Here is a 17,763-nt window from a genome sequence, read left to right on the forward strand (position 1 = left end):
CCGTCTCGTGGGCTCGGAGATGTGTATAAGAGACAGCTTTCCGACAGACCGATATCAAAGCCATCCTGGCTTACTCGACAATCAGCCAGCTGGCCTACCTGATGACCATGTATGGTTACAGTACGGCTGAACATCCGGGACTGGGTTTTGCTGCAGCAACCTTCCACCTGCTGAACCACTCCACCTTTAAGGCTACCCTCTTCCTGGTGGCAGGTATCGTGGCTCACGAGGCGACAACCCGAGATATCAGAAAACTGGGTGGTTTGCGTAAGGAGATGCCAAAAACGTTCATAGTTGCGGTGATCGCAGCAGCTTCGATGGCAGGTGTCCCTCCCCTCAACGGTTTCCTGAGCAAGGAAATGTTCTATGAAACATCCCTTGAAATCGGAGAACTGGTTTCAGAAACTTATGGAGGTCCATGGGCTATTGTCTTCCCCGCTGTTGCAGTGGCCGGTGGTGTGTTCACCCTGATGTACTCTATCAAACTGATAGACGGGATCTTCCTCGGAGAGAGGACACACGACCACGATGTCCCTCACCACATTCACGATGCCCCCTGGGTTATGCTGGCTCCGGCAGTCTTCCTTGCAGGTCTGATCATCTTCTTCGGGCTCTACCCCAAGTTCCCGGTTGATTATCTGATCCAGCCTGCCTACAGTGGACTTGTCCCGCATGCTGATACTCTGCACATCAAGCTCTGGCATGGGATTACCACGCCGCTTTTGATGACGATAGCAACTTTTGCCATCGGTCTTGTACTCTACAAGTTCTATGACTCAATTGCTGCCTGGCAGAACAGTTTCAATGCCAAGCTCCCCTGGATCAGCGTGAACTACTGGTATGATGCAACAGTAAACAATGCAAAGGGTATAGCCGCCAAGTTCGGAGCAGTTACCCAGCCAGGACCTATCGGAGGTTATATCAAAGCTGCAATGCTTTTCATGATCTTCCTGATCCTGTGGCCAGTGTACACTCAGGGTATAAGTCTGGGAAGCATCTTCCCTGAAGGACTGAACTTCAATTCACAGCCTTATGAGATCGTGCTTTATGCTCTGATGATTGTGGCAGCGCTTGGTGCTGCGATAATCCCTAAATATCTGCCTGCGGTCCTGTCTCTCTCGGCTCTGGGTTTCCTGGTATCCCTGCTTTACATGTACCTGAAGGCTCCTGACCTTGCAATGACACAGGTCTGTGTGGAAACACTGTCAACCATTATCTTCATCCTGGCAATCATTAAGATTCCTCAGAAATTCAAGGAACCTATGCCAGCGGGTAAGGTTATGGTGAATTTCGCAATCTCGGCAGTGGTTACATTTGCAGTTTTTGCCTTAATGGTAAACGCAAACGCCGGAATGCTTGCACCGTTTGAGTCCTTCTCTCACTACTTCATGGACAAAAGCCTGCAAATGACAGGTGGGCTTAACGTTGTCAACGTGATAGTCGTGGACTTCAGAGGGTATGATACCATTGGAGAAATTTCGGTTCTTTCCCTTGCAGCTCTTGGTGTCTATAACCTGATCCTGAGCAGAGCAGGAAAAGCTGAGGGAGGTGAAGAAGAGTGACCACGGTAATTACCAAAACGATTGCAAAGATTTGCCTGATGGTGGACATGCTGTACTCTATCGATCTTTTGTTGATTGGTGGAAACAGGCCAGGCGGCGGTTTCATTGGTGGCGTGCTGTGTGCTTGTGGAATCGGACTTATCTACGTGGCATACGGATTCGATGACATCAAGAAAATCTGGAACCCCGACTGGCACACATGGTTTGGCTATGGGCTCCTGTTTGCAAGTATTACGGCATGGTCTCCTTTATTTGCAGGCCACAACTACTTCAGAAGTGCCTTTGATTTCATTCCTGTAGTAGTAGGAGGCATTCACCTTGGTGAGATTGAACTGGTTTCTTCCATGTTCTTTGACCTTGGTGTGTACTTTGTAGTGGTCGGAGGACTGCTATTTATTGTGACTAAAGTAGGAACTGACAAAGCTTCGGAGGGTGGAAAATGAATAACACTCTTCTCGCACTTACCATTTCCCTGCTCTTTGGAATAGGAACTTTCCTGATTTTCCGCAGGGATATGATGAAAGTCATCATCGGTTTCGGGATCATATCCCACTCTATAAACCTTTACATAGTTGCCGGCGGAGTCTTCAGTGACGGTACGCTTGTACCGATTCTGGAGCACCATCAAGCTGTTGAGGGCCTTAACCAGGGCCTTATCTATAACGATAACCTGGCAGCTGGAATAATCGGGCCAATAACAACCAATCCGTATACAGCATTCGTGGACCCTCTTGTGCAGGCTCTTGTGCTCACGGCAATTGTGATCGGGCTTGCAACCACTGCTTTCATATTGACCCTTGCGTACCGCATTAATGAAGAATATGGTACTGTTGATGTAGGGGAACTCAGGAGGTTGTGGGGATGAGCTTCTTAATGCAGCATCTGCCCATGTTCCTGATCGCCATACCTTTGTTAATGGCTCCTCTTACTATCCTCAGCAAGAATTACCCTGGATTCCAGAAAGCTCTTGATATAGTAGTGAGCATCGGCTTACTGGCTTTAAGCGGGCTGCTTATCTATACGGTCTGGAACGACGGAATAATAGTATATGAGGTAGGTGAGTTCGGAAAGTACGGAATCGTGCTTGTAGCCGATCTTTTGAGCTCAAGTATGGTTGTCCTGAGTTGCCTTATAGGCTGTATGGGTCTGATTTATTCCTACGATTATATAGAGAGTAAATCCCTGAACCTGACCTATCATTCCCTGTACAACCTGATGCTTGCAGGTATCAACGGAATCTTCCTGACAGGCGATATTTTCAACCTGTTTGTCTTCTTCGAGATCATGCTGCTCTCTTCAGGAGCTTTGATCGTTGCAAACGAAACCTCAAAGGTTACGAAGATCTCGGATAAGATGGAAGCTACCATGAAGTACATTGTCCTGAACATGCTCGGTTCAAACGCGATGCTGCTTGCAGTCACTTCTCTGTACGCATCCGTCGGTTCTCTGAACATGGCTGACATTGCACTTAAGGTCAGGATTCTTGCCGATGCAGGTACAATGCCCTGGCACATGTACGCTATTGGTCTGCTTTTCATTATCGTATTCGCTGGAAAAGCAGCAGTCTTTCCTCTGCACTACTGGCTTCCGGATGTTCACCCCACAGCTCCGTCCCCGATCAGTGCGATGCTCAGTGGTGTGATTATCAAGATCGGAGCCTATGGTATACTCAGGGTCCTCTTTGTTATCTTTGCACCTCTCAAAGGAGTGTACGGACCGATCATTCTACTGCTCGCTCTCATCACTATAGGACTTGGAGCCACAGCTGCAATAGGACAGAACGATGTCAAACGTTTGCTAGCTTACTCCAGTGTATCCCAGATAGGATATGTTTTCCTGGGTTTTGGAATGGGAGCGATTGCACTTGATGCAGGTGAAATTGCAGGCGGGACTTTAATCGTTGCGGCATCTTTTGTCTACCTGATAAACCACGCCATTGCCAAGAGCATGTTGTTCCTTACTTCGGGTGGAATTATTCACCATGCGGACACCAGGGACATGCGTAAGATGGGAGGCATGATCAACAGCAATCCCTTAATGGCTTTCTCCTTCCTTGTAGGAGCCATGTCTATTGGTGGAGTACCCCCGATGGGCGGATTTATTGGTAAGTTCTCCCTCTTCGATGCAGGACTCAGATCGGCATTCTATCTCCCTATAGCTATTGCGTTATTATTTGCATTCTTTACTCTATTCTATATGTTCAGAGGCTGGATGCTTATTTTCTGGGGAGAGAGAGACCCGCAGTACGGGGAGTATTCCCACCATAAACTGTCCATGTTGATTGTAGGTCCGATCATGCTGCTGGCAGCTCTTGTGTTCATTCTCGGAATATTTGGAAACCCGATTCTTGAGGTTGCACAGACCATAGCGATGCAGATCACTGATCCGCAGCCGTATATTGATGCAGTATTATTGAGGGTGATTAGATGAAGCGTCGTTTGATTACTTACATGGCACTCCCGGTCGTCTGGTGTCTGGTCAGTGGGTATGTAACCATCGGCAGTCTGTTTCTTGGCCTCATCTTCGGAATGGTAGTTGTAGAGCCTTTCAGCAAACTGTACAGGCTGGATGAAGTGGTACACCCAACAGGGGATTGGCTGGCAAAGATTCCTAAGAAAATCAAGTACTTTTATGTGCTGATAAAGGAGATTATAAAAGCCAACATTGTTGTCGCAAAGATTGTTCTCAGCCCCACAATCAACATCAAGCCCGGAATTATCGCGGTTCCTATAAGGACCAAGACCAATATAGGCATCACCGGGATTGCAAACACCATCACGTTGACTCCCGGAACCCTGACCGTGGACATTTCGGATGACCAATCCATTCTTTATGTCCATTCAATCGATGCAACCAATCCTCAGGGAGTCCGTGATTCCATCAGGGACGATCTTGAAAAATATGTGCTGGAGGCATTCGAATGATGATCTCACTGGAACAGGCAGATTTCCTGGCGTTGATCGTGATGGTCGTCGCAACAGCTCCCTGTATTTACAGAGTGCTGTACGGTCCGACCCTTGCTGACAGGATTGCGGCAGAAGATGCCATGGGTAATGCTCTGTGTGTTATTTTCGCGCTTTACGCTTATCAGGCAAGTTCGATCTTCCTGATGGACGTAGCCATGCTTCTTGCAATCATTTCCTTCGTAGGAACGGTTATAGTGGCAAAATACCTTGATAAAGGGGAGGTGCTCTGATGGCTGGCGAATTGGCACTTGTTGCAGATATTCTAAGTATCATCAGTCTGCTTATAGGGATCTTTTTCCTCTCTCTGGGTATGATTGGTCTCCTTCGCCTGCCTGATGTCTATAACAGGTTGCATGCAACTACCAAGGTCGGCACCCTGGGAGCTTTCGGAGTTCTCACGAGCATTATTATTCAGGAGGGTATCACTCCCATGGGTGTAAAAGCCTTCACTGTCGCACTTTTCATCCTCCTTACCAACCCGATCTCCGGACACATGATCGCCCGGGCGGCCTACAGGATGGGAGTGAAATGCTGTGACGTCACTTGCATGGATGAATACGCAGGAAAGAGAAGAAAATAAAGCTGAAATAAGAGAGAAGAAAATAAAGATGAAATGAGTGTGTTTCCCAAACACATTCATCCTTTTGTTTTTTATCGGGTTTTTATTTTTCCGATTTGTAACTATTCGATCAGGTTTCTGCTTCTTTTTTATCCAGTTCTGATTCGGTTTTTTTATTCAATAGAATTCCTGTTTTCAGATTCTTTTTCGTTTTTCCATATAATATCCGTAAAAAATTATGCGGCTTCAAATTTGAGGGAACGAGTTTATTTCAGCAGGATGAAAATCACCCTCGATGTAAAAAAGGCTTATTTTGAAATTGAAAGTCTAATGTTTTTTTGCAAATAATAAAATTTTTTTTGCCTTCTAAAAAGAGAGTCGGTTATGTTATCTATTTTCATATCTCATTTATATATACCAGTAAATCCCGGTGAAATTAAGGCTTCCTTTGTCAGATATGCAGAATCTTGACTCTTTTTTAGGAAGCAACTTGAAAACGGGTCATAACGGGGTCTGAAAAGAGGTCTGAACAGGATTCTACAGGAGATAAGACCAAATTTGAAATCGGAAAAGTCATGAATCAGGAAAGTTCTGATGAAGGACAGAAACGGTCTTAAAAGAGTCTAATTGGACCGAATAACGAATCAGAGCCGCCTTTTAACAAGTGATCCGCCATTGAAGAAGATCCCTTAATTAAAATCATGGATGGAATATTGCCGGGATTCAAACTGGCTTTTTTAAGGGATTATTCAAGACACTGGGTTCATAAAACCTCAGCAGGAAACCCATTAAATCTTATATTTCGCGGGCAGTTGACAGGATATTTTCCGAGCAGCCTGTATTATTTACCTTTTCTTCCTTTCAATATTTCTTCCCCTCTATTATTTCGTACCCCTCAATATTTTGCCCTCCTGCAGAACCTTATACTCCTGCAAAATTCTGATCGGCTATGTTATATTTTTTTGAAAATAAATATTAACTATGAAACTAGGTTTAGGAATCGATACTGGTGGAACATACACTGACGCCGTTTTAATGGATCTTTCAGAAGGCAGGATTCTTGATTCTAATAAAGCACTAACGACGCATTCTAATCTGGTCGAAGGGATCGAAAAAGTAGTTGCAGGCTTAAAACAGGAGTATCTGAAGGATATCAGACTGGTCTCAGTATCCACAACTCTTTCTACAAACTCCACACTGGAAGGCAAGGGCCATCCAGCAGGCCTGATCCTGGCAGGGTATACAGTCAATGGAACTATCCCGGCGCGTGAGACAATTTCCATAGATGGCGGCCACGATTCAAAAGGAAATGAAGTTAGCTGCCTTGACCTTAAATCTGTGGAGCAATTCGTTAACGACACCAGAGGCAGGCTCTTCTCATATGCCATATCTTCTTACTTTTCCGTACGGAACCCGGAACATGAACTTTCTATAAAAAAAATAATAGAACGGCTGACCGATAAACCCGTGGTCTGCGGGCACGAACTTTCCCTGAGCCTGGGAGCTTACGAAAGGGCAGTAACCGCAGTTCTGAACGCTCGCTTGATCCCGATAACTTCCCAGTTCATCCGGGCTGTTCTATCGGTAATGGAAGCAAGAAATATCAAAGCTCCTATGATGGTAATGAAATGCGACGGCTCCCTTGCACGCATAGAAGAGGCTCTTGAAAAGCCTGTGGAGTCTATTTTTTCAGGCCCTGCCGCAAGCCTTGTAGGGGCTGCCCATATAAGTGGCTTGAAAACCTGCGTGGCTGTGGATGTAGGAGGCACGAGCACCGATATCGCTCTGATAGAGGACGGAGTTCCCGAGATCAGTGAAAACGGGGCTGTAGTGGGAGACTGGAAAACTATGGTCAAGGCGGTCAGGATAAGAACCTCAGCTATGGGAGGAGACAGCCACGTCTGGGTACAGAGAAAACTCTATATTGGCCCTAACCGGGTTATTCCGATCTGCCTTGCGGCTTCAGATTATCCTCTCCTTGAAGACAAGTTGAGAAATGCTGAAAAAATTTCTGATAGGATAATGGATGATATCTTCCAGCCAGCAAGCTTCTTTGTCAGGAGTGGGAACCCGAGGTCTGATGATGACATACAGGCCCTTAATTACTCTATCGAATTTGAACTGGAAAACCATGAACGTCAGATCTTTGACGCTATAGGATATGAGCCGGTTTCAATATCCGATATTTCAGAAGCAATTGGAAAACATCCCCTGCAGTTTGTAAAGGTTCTGCGTTCCCTGGTCCAGAAACGCTGCATCTGCCATATAGGTTTCACACCTACGGATGCCCTCCATGTGCTTGGAGAGTATGAAATGTGGAACAGTACCGCCTCCTGGCTGGGAGCAAAACTTCTTGGCAGCTACCTCGGGCTGGATCCTGAAAGTTTTTCCAGGGAAATAAAAAGAAGTTTTGCAAAAAATATTGCTCTTGACCTGCTGGCATTCTTTGCAAAAGACCTCAAGCGGGAAGACCTTGAAAAACTGCTGGCAAGCTCACGTTTCACAAAGTTCAAGATCAATATTCCGGTCATAATGATCGGGGCGCCTGTCAAAGCCTATGTGCCCGAACTCAGAGAATTTATCGATGCAGATATCCGTATTCCGGAATTCCATGAGGTCGGTAATGCTGTAGGAGCCCTGGCTGGTAACATCGTCAAGAGAAGTGAAATTCTAATCCGCCCGGCAGGTTCCGGAACCGAGCAGTATCATGTGTTCTCTGAAGTAGAAAGGAAGGTTGCAGATAATTATCTCGAGGCTGTGGACTATGGGCTGGAGCTCATGGAAAAACTGATTTTCGACCATATGGACGGTTACGGGCTTCAGAAAGAGCAGGTCCGGTTTGACCTTGAAAGAAAGGATTTCACTCCAGGTTTCGGAGCCCAGAAAGAGACCCGCCTGATGGGCCTTGGTATCGGAAACCCTTTGAAGCTGGAGCAGTAAAGAACCTTAAAATTATTTTCCAATTAGAGAACTGATCTTATTAGGGGGCTGCAAAAGACTTCCGAATAGAACCTCAGTTCTCATAATATTCTTTTTGTTTCCCTCCCCTTTTTCTGGAGATTACAGGAGGTCCCTCTTTTTTCCTTCTCCTCCAATCCCTTTTTCTGGTCCGGTCAGGTTTTTCGGTTCTGATAAACAAATTTTTATTTATGTTCAGTTACCTCCTTCAATCAGAACTATTATTCTATATAACTGGATTTTATTCTGCAAAATTGCTTATTCCAAAGGAGTGACGAAAATGCGCAGGGACTACATCGACATGGGCTACAGCCCAAAAGACACAGATATGGTCTGTGAATTCCACATTGAACCGTCAGCAGGAGTAAATTTTGAGGAAGCTGCCACCCACATGGCAGGGGAAAGCTCTATAGACTCCTGGACTGAGATTTCCACATTGAGTCCCGAACTTGCAGCGAAATTAAAACCTCACGTTTTTTACCTGGACGAAGAATCGCAGACCGTAAGGGTGGCTTACTCGGAAGATCTTTTTGAACTGGGTTCGGTCCCCCAGGTGCTGAGTGCTGTTGCAGGAAACATCTTCAGTATGAAAATCGTTGACAATCTCAGGCTTCAGGATATAACCTTCCCAGAGTCAATGCTTCGCGAGTTCAAAGGTCCGAACTTCGGGCTGCAGGGGATCAGGAAACTTGTAGGTGTGCAGGACCGCCCCCTTATTGGGACTATAGTAAAACCGAAGGTTGGCCTGAACTCTGAAAAACATGCGGAAGTTGCTTACAATTCTTTTGCCGGCGGCTGCGACCTCGTTAAAGATGATGAGAACCTTACCGACCAGAAGTTCAATGGCTTTGACAGAAGGGCTGAACTCACCCTGAAAATCGCAGAAAAAGCCGAAGTCGAGACCGGGGAGAAGAAGATGTACCTCTGCAACATCACAGCCCCGACATGTAAGGAAATGTCCCGGCGCTTAAATGTCCTCAAAGACCTGGGTGCCAGCTATGCAATGATCGATATCGTGCCTGTGGGCTGGACTGCCCTTCAGACCCTGCGGGAAGAGGCTGAAGACGCGGGCCTTGCCCTTCATGCCCATCGCTGCATGCACTCGGCCTATACCCGGAACCCCCGCCATGGGATAAGCATGGTTCTCGTTGCCAAGCTCTGCAGGTTGATAGGGCTTGACCAGCTCCACATAGGCACGGTTGTAGGGAAAATGCACGGAGAAAAACATGAGGTACTGACTCTGAGAGATGAGTGTGTGCTAGATAAAGTGCCTGCGGATGAGAGCCAGCATGTCCTTGCCCAGGACTGGGGAGGATTAAAGCCAATGTTCCCGGTCGCGTCCGGAGGGCTTGCTCCTACAATGATTCCTGACCTTTACTCTATCTTTGGAAAAGATGTTATTATGCAGTTTGGCGGTGGAATCCATGCGCACCCAATGGGCACGGCAGCCGGAGCTACTGCCTGCAGGCAGGCACTTGATGCAAGCCTTGAAGGAGTCAGCATGCAGGACTATGCAAAGGACCACAAAGAACTTGAAGTTGCTCTCGAAAAGTGGCTTAATAAATAATGCTGCATAATGAGAACAAGTTACAATCTGTAAAACACAGAAACAATAGCATGATAATAATCAGTAAGGAGTTTACCTTCGGTGCAGGCAGAAAACGGAAATAAAACAAAGACCCGCCTTTTCCGGGTCTCCGAAGAGAACTTTGACGCCATTCTTGACGAGGCTGCAGCGATTATCAGAAGGGGAGGGACAGTCGCCTTCCCCACGGAAACCGTTTACGGGCTTGGAGCTGACGGGTTGAACCCTGACGCCGTCCGGAAAATCTTTGAAGCAAAGGAACGCCCGCCTGGTAATCCTCTTAGCCTGCTCGTCCATTCCAGGGAAGACCTCGGAAAGATCGCAAAAAACATCCCTGAAAAAGCTTTCAGGCTTATGGACGCTTTCTGGCCCGGTCCCCTTACGATTGTTCTTGAGAAAAACGATCTTGTCCCGGAAATTACCTCGGGAAACCTGACGTCGATAGGGCTCCGCATGCCTGACCACAGGATTCCTCTGGAGCTTGTAAAGAGGGCCGGAACTCCTCTGGCTGCTCCGAGTGCGAACCTTTCGGGAAAGCCCAGCCCCAGTCTGGCATCTCATGTCCTGGCTGACCTTACAGGCAGGATTGATGCGGTCATTGACGGAGGGGGAGCAGCTATAGGGCTTGAGTCAACTGTTATCGATATGACGGTCGAACCTCCGGTAGTGCTGCGGCCCGGAGCCGTGGGAATTGACGAGCTTGAAAGGGTCATAGGTAAAGTCAGGCCCGCGTATGGGGAGTCTGAAGCCAGGGCTGGAGAGGCTATGCCTGAAAAGAAGGCAGGTCAGAAATACAGTCATTATGCCCCGGATGCGCAGGTCGTGCTTGTGGAAGGGGAAATAAGAAAGGTTTCCGAAAAGATTGACGCCCTGCTCGAAAATTACCTGCGCGAAGGTAAGAAAGTCGGGCTTCTGCTCAGCGATGAGACCGCAGGCTTTTTTGCTTCTGAAAGATTGAGTGCACATGAATGCTTTTTACTTGGGTCTCGCAAAGGGCCGGAAGAAGCTGCCAGAAGACTTTTTGAAGGGCTCAGGGTTCTGGACGCGAAGGGTCTGGATGTTATTCTGGCTGATGGCTCCTTTAACCCTTCAGGACTTGGAGCTGCACTCCTTAACCGGTTAAGAGAAGCTGCATCCGTAAGACATGCTGTTTAAATTGGTTGTACCGGTTAAATTGCAATAGTATAAGTGAGAGTTTGACAGTCAGATTTGATAGTTATTGGTTGTTCAGGTACCTGGAGAGATCTTCTTGAAAGCAGAAAAAAGAGAAAGGATGGAAAAAATGCGGGCTTATAAAAAAGTCCGGGCGCAGAACAATAAAACAACAGGAGTAAGCCTTGCGATCCTGGCAGCAGGCCTGCTTTTGAAGACTCTTAATATAACAATTCTTGGTATTGATATCGGGTACTATCTTCTCTGGGCAGGGGTTTTTGTCTTCTTTGTGACTTCGATGTCAGGCCTCTTCGCTGCGGGATCCCTGCGTAAGCAGAGATAATCTTTTTTCATTCTTTTCCAAAAAGGGACTTTTCAATATGGGTGAAACAATCGCAAGTGAGGAAATGCATGAATACTTCAACGAGCTTGAGGCAAGGTTAAAAGAGGCAATTGAGGTTGCAAATAGGGCTCGGGCCCGGGGAGGAGATCCGAAGCCCACTGTAGAAATTCCACTTGCCAAAGACCTTGCAGATAGGGTCGAAAACCTTATCGGAGTCAAGGGGGTTGCTGCAAAGATCCGGGAACTTGAGGTCAATATGTCCAGGGAAGAAGCTGCCCTTGAAATCGGGCGCCAGGTCGCCGAAGGGATAGTAGGAAGCTTTCCAACAAAGAAAGATGCCGTGGAAGCCGCTATCCGTGTTTCTATGGCAGTCCTGACCGAAGGGGTAGTTGCAGCTCCCATTGAAGGAATCGATAAGGTAGATCTCGGGAAAAATGACGATGGCTCTCAGTATATCCGGATATTTTATTCCGGGCCCATCCGAAGTGCAGGGGGGACTGCGCAAGCTCTTTCCGTGCTGGTCGGCGACTATGTGAGGCGCGGGATAGGGATTGACCGCTACAAGCCAAGAGATGAGGAAGTAGAGCGCTATGTAGAAGAAATCCTGCTTTACAAGAGGGTTGCAAGCCTGCAGTACATGCCTTCCGAAGATGAAATCCGCCTGATTGTCCGGAACTGCCCTGTTTGCATTGACGGGGACCCGACTGAAGAAGCCGAGGTCGAAGGACACAGGAATCTTGAGAGGATAGGGACAAACCGTGTCCGGGGAGGAATGTGCCTCGTGCTTGCCGAAGGTCTCGCCTTAAAGGCCCCCAAGGTCAAAAAGCACGTCAACAAGTTGAAGATGGACGGGTGGGACTGGCTGGAGATACTTATCGGGGGTGCTAAAAGCGGGGAGAGCGCTGAAGATGAGCACAAAAACAAGATCAAGCCAAAGGATAAATATATCCGTGACCTGATCGCCGGAAGGCCTGTTTTCTCCCACCCTTCAAGGCCAGGAGGTTTCAGGCTGCGGTACGGGCGGTCAAGAAATACTTCGTTTGCTTCGGCAGGGATCAGTCCTGCCAGCATGGTCTTGCTTGACGATTTTATAGCTAATGGGACTCAGCTCAAGGTTGAAAGGCCCGGTAAAGCTGCAGCCATGTCTGCCGTGGACTCCATAGAGGGACCTACGGTAAGACTTTTTTCTGGAGACCTTATCCGTATAGATGATCTAAAGGAGGCATATGAACTCCGCCCACAGGTTGAGGTTATTGTCGATATCGGGGAAATTCTGATCAATTACGGGGACTTCCTGGAAAATAACCACCCTCTCATGCCTTCACCTTATGTTTTCGAATGGTGGCAGTATGATTACCAGGCCGCCTGTCCTGAAAAAATTCCCGAGGAAGAGCTGAAAAATCCATCTGCTGCCCTTGCTCTCAGGCTTGCAGAGGAGTTTAATGTGCCATTGCATCCGAAGTTCACCTATCTCTGGCACGACATAAACCGGAATGAGTTTGAAGCTCTCAGAAAATTTGTGGCTGAAAAAGGGAGCTTTCTGGCAGGTGAGGTGGCCGGGGCAGGAGTCCTTAAACTGCCCCTGGAAGCTTCTCTTGAAGAGAGAATAAAGCCGGTGCTTGAAAAGCTCCTTGTACTGCACAGGGTAAAAGATGACGAAATCCTTATCGAAGAGGCTCTTCCGTTTATTTTATGCCTCGGGCTTGACCATTCCCTCAAAGAAAAAGCCAGTATGCCAGACATAGATGATATGGTGGAAGCTGCAGGTATTTTGAGCGGGTTTAAGGTTTACCCGAGAGCTCCTTCAAGGATAGGGGCACGAATGGGAAGGCCTGAAAAATCTGACCTGCGCAAGATGTCTCCTGCAGCCCAGGTTCTCTTCCCGATAAACAATTCCGGAGGAATTACGCGAAATCTTGTCTCTGCCTCCGACTACACATCCTGCATGAATGGGAAGATAGGGGAAATTGAAGTGGAATTAGGGCTGAGAGAATGCCCTGCCTGCAGGAAAGAAACTTATTTCTGGCGTTGTGAATGCGGAGAATTCACTAATTCCAAACTTTCCTGCTCTCGCTGCAAGATCGATGTAAGGGGTGCGGAGACCTGCCCCAAGTGCGGAAAAAAGCCGACTTCCGTTGCAAACGTAAAATTGGATTTCCGTTCCATTTACAAGCAGGCTTTTGAGAACTTGGGTGAAAGGGAAAAAATGGATCTTATCAAGGGAGTAAAGCGGCTCATGAATGGGCAGATGACCCCCGAGCCTCTGGAAAAGGGAATCCTGCGCGCAAAACATAATGTTTACGTTTTTAAGGATGGAACTATACGCTACGACATGTCAGATATTCCCCTTACTCATATCAGGGCTGATGAACTGGGAATTACGGCAGCCAAACTCCTGGAACTCGGTTACCTGGAGGATATTTGTGGAAAACCCCTTGAGAGGGACGACCAGGTCGTCTGCCTGAAGGTTCAGGATCTTGTGATATCTTATGACGGGGCTGAGTATATGCTGCGTACTGCAAAATACGTGGATGACCTTCTGGTGAAATATTATAAGATTGAGCCCTATTATAATGCCGAAACTATTCAGGACCTTGTGGGGGCATTGCTCATCGGGCTTGCTCCTCATACTTCCGCAGGAGTACTTGGGCGCCTCATAGGGTTTACGAAAGCTTCCGTAGGCTATGCTCATCCTTTTTTCCATGCTTCAAAACGCAGGAATTGCGATGGGGATGAAGATTGCATAATGCTCCTTATGGATGGGATTCTCAATTTTTCGAGGTCATATCTGCCCGATAAAAGGGGAGGAAAGATGGATGCTCCTCTGGTGCTAACTACCAGGATCGACCCCAAGGAAGTGGATAAGGAAGCCCATAATATCGATGTTTCTGCGCGCTATCCTATCGAGTTTTACAGGGCTACGCAGGAGATCAAAAGCCCCACAGAACTTGAACGTATTATGGATCTGGTTAGCAGCCGGCTTGGGACGCCTGAGCAGTACGAACATTTCATGTTTACACATGATACCTCGAACATTGCTGCCGGCCCTCTTAATTCTTCATATAAGACCCTTGGGAGTATGATTGAAAAGATGGAGGCTCAACTCACTCTGGCTAATCGGATAAGGGCAGTAGATGCACCTGATGTAGCTGAAAGGGTTCTCAAGTCCCATTTCCTTCCGGATCTGATCGGAAATCTTCGTTCTTTTTCCAGACAGCGGATGCGCTGCATCAAATGTGGTGAGAAATTCAGGCGCCCACCCCTTACCGGTACTTGCCCGAAATGCGGAGGCAATGTGATACTGACTGTGCATGAGGGATCTGTCCGCAAATATCTTAAAATTTCAAAAGAGATCGGAGAAAGGTACGGGGTTTCCAGCTATACCAGACAGAGGATCGAGCTTCTTGATTATGATATCTGCTCGTTGTTTGAAAACCACAAGGTTAAACAGCTGGGACTTTCAGATTTTATGTCCGGGTCTGCGCGCTGAGGCAAGAACCGAACGTGTTAAGAATATGAAAAGATTTCTTACGGCCGGTAGGGAGGAGATAGGGCAGTCTAAAAGCCGGAGGAAGTTGGAATTTTTACTCAAATGCCTCCAAGCTTTCCTGCCGATTTTTTTCTTCTGGAAAAGAGGCTTTTCATTTTCTGGCTCTTTTTTTATTAATGTTTGGCTCTCTCCAGGGCACACTCTTTAACTTTTTATTTTGGGTGGGGCTTTACTTTACAGGCAGCCCCAGGGCGTTAATCTGGCTAATAAGCTCTGTGAAGTTCTCTATTTCCAGTTCCAAAACCTCTTCCCTGGTCATGCCTATGGACATTTCCCCGTCCACGGAAAGATGCTCGGGTCCTCTGCGTACAAGTCTGTCTACCCCGTCTCTTTTGAGGGCTTCTTTGATTTCCAGGTCATGGGCAAAAGCCCTTCCCGGAATAAAGACAGTTTCAGTTACCTCAGAGAGGTCCAGGGTTTTGAAATCTTCAATAGTAATGAGGCATCCGATGTCTTTTTTTAGTGGAACTACGTTTACAGTCCCCCCAAGGGCTTCAAATATTTCCGTAAGCCTGGGGGCTGCAACCTGACCTGTGATGACAGTTGCCTTTTTGGTTACTCCGGGAAGTTTTGATAGGGCTTCTGGAACGTTGCGGATTGCAAAAGGTGAGCCAATTAATGGGTCTTCCAGTGGCGTTCCTGTGATTCTGATTGAAGGATGCTTTTCTGCGGAACTGCGCACAATTTCAGTAAATTCAGAAACCGTATGTGGAGTTATTCCGGGAATGATAGGAGAATTATTGAGAATCAAACCGTTTTCCTGAAAGTTTGCAAATCTCATAAGAATAGCTCCCTTTGCACCCATTGTTTCCAGGTCACTCAGGGTCTTTTCAAGAACCTCTCCATCATTTATTCCAGGGAGGAGAACTATTGCCCCGTAGACTTCACAGTGGGCACAGAAGTCCCGAAGAACCTGAATTGAAGCTTCGGGCTCAGGATCTTTCATATATTCGGCTCTCAAAGCCGGGTCTGTTGCAAAGACTGTGAAACTTACTTCTGTAACTCCATTATCGATGTAGAATAGGGCGTCATCAGGCTTACTGAAGCCTTTTCCGCTGGTATATCCCAGATGTATTGGGGTGTTGAACTGAGATAGAAAAGTAACAAGATTTTTCAGTTCGGGGTAACAGCTTAAGTCCCCTCCTCCACTGACAGTGAATTTTTTTACCTCTCCGCTTGTGAAGCAAAGTTTTCTTGAAGTCTCTTCGAGTACCATCTGGAGAGACTTGAAGCCTGAGTACGATTCTTTCACACTGCGAGTACAGTAATCACACCCTTTTTTAAAAGGGAGACAATACTTGCAGCCCAGGGGCTGAACATCTTTTACCTTCTTAAAATAACAATATTTGCAAAAGCCTTTGCAGTCTACCCCGGGATTTCCGCCTACGTCGACAACTACTTCCATATTAAACTTTCGTATTACGAGGATATTACTAAATCTTTTTGGTATGATTCTTCTGATTGGATATGAACATTTTAATAAAAATTAAGTTATATTAGTCTTTACTCGGGAAAATAATTAAATAAGTGCTCACGGCTATTGTCGGTAGTTTTAAGTAATCTAGAAATTTCTTTTTTCCATTGATATCGTTTTTTTATATAATCCTAAAATAATATATATCTTCTTAATAAAATTAATTTTAAAAAAATATACTAATTCATCTAGCGGAGAACACAAAAGATTTAAGTACCTTCTAAACGAATGAGATTTCATTGGGAAAGTGGACACTTAAAAACGAAGCGGTACTTGATTTGTGAGTGCTTTTGCACTCGAGTAGGTGACCAGTCCCAAAATGATTTTAATAAATTAAGGAGGAAATTAAAGTGTCTGACACAGTAGACATCTACGACGACAGAGGAAAACTGCTCGAGAGCAATGTCGATATCATGAACCTTGCTCCAACAAGAAACGCAGCAATTAAAAAAATCATATTGGACACCAAGAGGTCCGTTGCAGTCAACCTCGCAGGTATTCAGGGCGCACTTGCAAGCGGCAAGATGGGTGGCAAAGGCCGTCAGATCTTAGGCCGTGGACTCAACTACGATCTCGTAGGCAATGTTGATGCTATTGCAGCAAGCGTTAAGAGTCTTATCCAGGTCGATGAAGGCGACAATGCAGAGGTAAAGGTCCTAAAGGGCGGAAAGAGCTTGCTCGTCCAGGTCCCAGAGTCTAGGATAGTCGCTGGTGCTGACTACATGTCCGCAACCACAGTAGGTGCAGCAGCAGTCACCCAGACTGTTCTGGATATGTTCAAAACCGATATGTACGATGCACCCATAGTGAAGGGCGCTGTCTGGGGAAGCTACCCACAGACAATGGACCTCATGGGTGGAAACGTTGCAGGTATCCTGAACATCCCTCAGAACAACGAAGGTCTCGGCTTCTCCCTCAGGAACATCATGGCCAACCACGTTGCAGCAATCACCAACCGCGGTGCAATGAACGCAGCAGCACTCTCCTCAATCTATGAGCAGGCCGGTATCTTTGAGATGGGCGGCGCAGTTGGTATGTTCGAGAGGCATCAGCTCCTCGGTCTTGCTTGCCAGGGTCTCAACGCCAACAATGTCGTATACGACCTCGTAAAGGAAAACGGCAAAGACGGTACCATCGGAACCGTTATTCAGTCCATTGTCGGCAGGGCAATTGAAGACGGTGTAATCTCCGTTGACAAGACCGCACCATCTGGATACAATTTCTACAAGGCAAACGACGTCCCAATGTGGAACGCCTATGCAGCAGCAGGTACCCTTGCAGCCACTCTCGTGAACTGTGGTGCAGGCCGTGCAGCCCAGAACGTATCCTCAACACTTCTGTACTTCAACGACATGCTTGAGAAGGAAACCGGTCTCCCCGGCTGTGACTATGGTAAAGTACAGGGTGTCGCAGTAGGATTCTCATTCTTCAGCCACTCAATCTATGGTGGCGGTGGACCCGGTGTCTTCAACGGTAACCACGTCGTTACCAGGCACTCAAGAGGCTTCGCAATCCCCTGCGTATGTGCAGCAGTAGCCCTTGATGCAGGTACTCAGATGTTCACAATCGAATCAACATCCGGCCTCATTGGTGACGTGTTTGGTGGAATAAAGG

Annotated in this window: 14 protein-coding genes and 1 pseudogene; 14 read left to right on the forward strand and 1 reads right to left on the reverse strand. The window is 47.0% G+C overall.

Translation table 11 applies throughout. The features are described 5' to 3' along the window. Window positions 1-47: 47 nt before the first annotated feature. The 13 genes and pseudogenes from EO95_RS18625 to EO95_RS03345 all read left to right on the forward strand — a co-directional run. A pseudogene (locus EO95_RS18625) lies at window positions 48-377 on the forward strand (proton-conducting transporter membrane subunit); the annotation flags it as partial. A 678-nt stretch (window positions 378-1,055) separates the two neighbouring features. Further along, window positions 1,056-1,562: a hydrogen gas-evolving membrane-bound hydrogenase subunit E gene (mbhE, locus tag EO95_RS18630; RefSeq protein ID WP_268767884.1), complete on the forward strand. Its 507-nt coding sequence runs from the start codon at window positions 1,056-1,058 to the stop codon at window positions 1,560-1,562. Then, window positions 1,559-2,005, forward strand: a complete 447-nt coding sequence (locus tag EO95_RS03290; protein WP_048132125.1) for a monovalent cation/H+ antiporter subunit B — start codon at window positions 1,559-1,561, stop codon at window positions 2,003-2,005. Before mbhE ends, EO95_RS03290 begins: the two co-directional genes overlap by 4 nt. Further along, window positions 2,002-2,427: an NADH-quinone oxidoreductase subunit K gene (locus EO95_RS03295; protein ID WP_048132127.1), complete on the forward strand. Its 426-nt coding sequence runs from the start codon at window positions 2,002-2,004 to the stop codon at window positions 2,425-2,427. Before EO95_RS03290 ends, EO95_RS03295 begins: the two co-directional genes overlap by 4 nt. Further along, window positions 2,424-3,992, forward strand: coding sequence for a proton-conducting transporter membrane subunit (locus tag EO95_RS03300; protein ID WP_048132129.1), 1,569 nt, complete (start codon window positions 2,424-2,426; stop codon window positions 3,990-3,992). Before EO95_RS03295 ends, EO95_RS03300 begins: the two co-directional genes overlap by 4 nt. Further along, entirely contained in the window at window positions 3,989-4,486 is a 498-nt protein-coding gene (locus EO95_RS03305) for a Na+/H+ antiporter subunit E (protein WP_048132131.1), read from the forward strand. Before EO95_RS03300 ends, EO95_RS03305 begins: the two co-directional genes overlap by 4 nt. Further along, entirely contained in the window at window positions 4,483-4,758 is a 276-nt protein-coding gene (locus EO95_RS03310) for a cation:proton antiporter (protein ID WP_052733474.1), read from the forward strand. Before EO95_RS03305 ends, EO95_RS03310 begins: the two co-directional genes overlap by 4 nt. Further along, window positions 4,758-5,108 carry a monovalent cation/H(+) antiporter subunit G gene (mnhG, locus tag EO95_RS03315; protein ID WP_048132133.1) on the forward strand — a complete coding sequence of 117 codons (351 nt, stop codon included), beginning with the start codon at window positions 4,758-4,760 and terminating at the stop codon, window positions 5,106-5,108. Before EO95_RS03310 ends, mnhG begins: the two co-directional genes overlap by 1 nt. Before the next feature lie 960 nt (window positions 5,109-6,068). Next, a complete protein-coding gene (locus EO95_RS03325) occupies window positions 6,069-8,027 on the forward strand; it encodes a hydantoinase/oxoprolinase family protein (protein WP_048132136.1) in 1,959 nt (652 codons plus the stop codon). 271 nt (window positions 8,028-8,298) lie between these two features. Then, window positions 8,299-9,612, forward strand: a complete 1,314-nt coding sequence (rbcL, locus tag EO95_RS03330; protein WP_255350196.1) for a type III ribulose-bisphosphate carboxylase — start codon at window positions 8,299-8,301, stop codon at window positions 9,610-9,612. Between the two features lie 81 nt (window positions 9,613-9,693). Further along, a complete protein-coding gene (locus EO95_RS03335; protein ID WP_048132140.1) occupies window positions 9,694-10,785 on the forward strand; it encodes an L-threonylcarbamoyladenylate synthase in 1,092 nt (363 codons plus the stop codon). A 94-nt stretch (window positions 10,786-10,879) separates the two neighbouring features. Further along, the gene (locus EO95_RS03340) at window positions 10,880-11,125 is read left to right on the forward strand and encodes a hypothetical protein (RefSeq protein WP_048132142.1); all 246 of its coding nucleotides are present in this window, start codon (window positions 10,880-10,882) and stop codon (window positions 11,123-11,125) included. A 37-nt stretch (window positions 11,126-11,162) separates the two neighbouring features. Further along, window positions 11,163-14,615 carry a DNA polymerase II large subunit gene (locus EO95_RS03345; RefSeq protein ID WP_048132144.1) on the forward strand — a complete coding sequence of 1,151 codons (3,453 nt, stop codon included), beginning with the start codon at window positions 11,163-11,165 and terminating at the stop codon, window positions 14,613-14,615. A gap of 229 nt (window positions 14,616-14,844) precedes the next feature. Here EO95_RS03345 and mmp10 read toward each other — a convergent pair whose 3' ends face one another. Then, window positions 14,845-16,080: a methyl coenzyme M reductase-arginine methyltransferase Mmp10 gene (gene mmp10, locus EO95_RS03350; RefSeq protein ID WP_048132147.1), complete on the reverse strand. Its 1,236-nt coding sequence runs from the start codon at window positions 16,078-16,080 to the stop codon at window positions 14,845-14,847. Window positions 16,081-16,499: 419 nt separating this feature from the next. On the opposite strand from mmp10, the gene mcrB reads away from it, so the two are divergent. Then, the coding region (gene mcrB / locus EO95_RS03355; RefSeq protein ID WP_048132149.1) for a coenzyme-B sulfoethylthiotransferase subunit beta at window positions 16,500-17,763 on the forward strand (1,264 nt) is incomplete at its 3' end.

The sequence above is a fragment of the Methanosarcina sp. 1.H.T.1A.1 genome, from assembly GCF_000979295.1.
In the GTDB taxonomy this organism is placed as follows: Archaea; Halobacteriota; Methanosarcinia; order Methanosarcinales; family Methanosarcinaceae; genus Methanosarcina.

What these genes read in the sequence shown, in the direction of transcription:
- mbhE (WP_268767884.1), top strand. Translation starts at nt 1,056, where the DNA reads ATGATTGTGGCAGCGCTTGGTGCTGCGATAATCCCTAAATATCTGCCT.
- EO95_RS03295 (WP_048132127.1), top strand. Translation starts at nt 2,002, where the DNA reads ATGAATAACACTCTTCTCGCACTTACCATTTCCCTGCTCTTTGGAATA.
- EO95_RS03300 (WP_048132129.1), top strand. Translation starts at nt 2,424, where the DNA reads ATGAGCTTCTTAATGCAGCATCTGCCCATGTTCCTGATCGCCATACCT.
- EO95_RS03305 (WP_048132131.1), top strand. Translation starts at nt 3,989, where the DNA reads ATGAAGCGTCGTTTGATTACTTACATGGCACTCCCGGTCGTCTGGTGT.
- EO95_RS03310 (WP_052733474.1), top strand. Translation starts at nt 4,483, where the DNA reads ATGATGATCTCACTGGAACAGGCAGATTTCCTGGCGTTGATCGTGATG.
- mnhG (WP_048132133.1), top strand. Translation starts at nt 4,758, where the DNA reads ATGGCTGGCGAATTGGCACTTGTTGCAGATATTCTAAGTATCATCAGT.
- EO95_RS03325 (WP_048132136.1), top strand. Translation starts at nt 6,069, where the DNA reads ATGAAACTAGGTTTAGGAATCGATACTGGTGGAACATACACTGACGCC.
- EO95_RS03345 (WP_048132144.1), top strand. Translation starts at nt 11,163, where the DNA reads ATGGGTGAAACAATCGCAAGTGAGGAAATGCATGAATACTTCAACGAG.
- mmp10 (WP_048132147.1), bottom strand. Translation starts at nt 16,080, where the DNA reads ATGGAAGTAGTTGTCGACGTAGGCGGAAATCCCGGGGTAGACTGCAAA.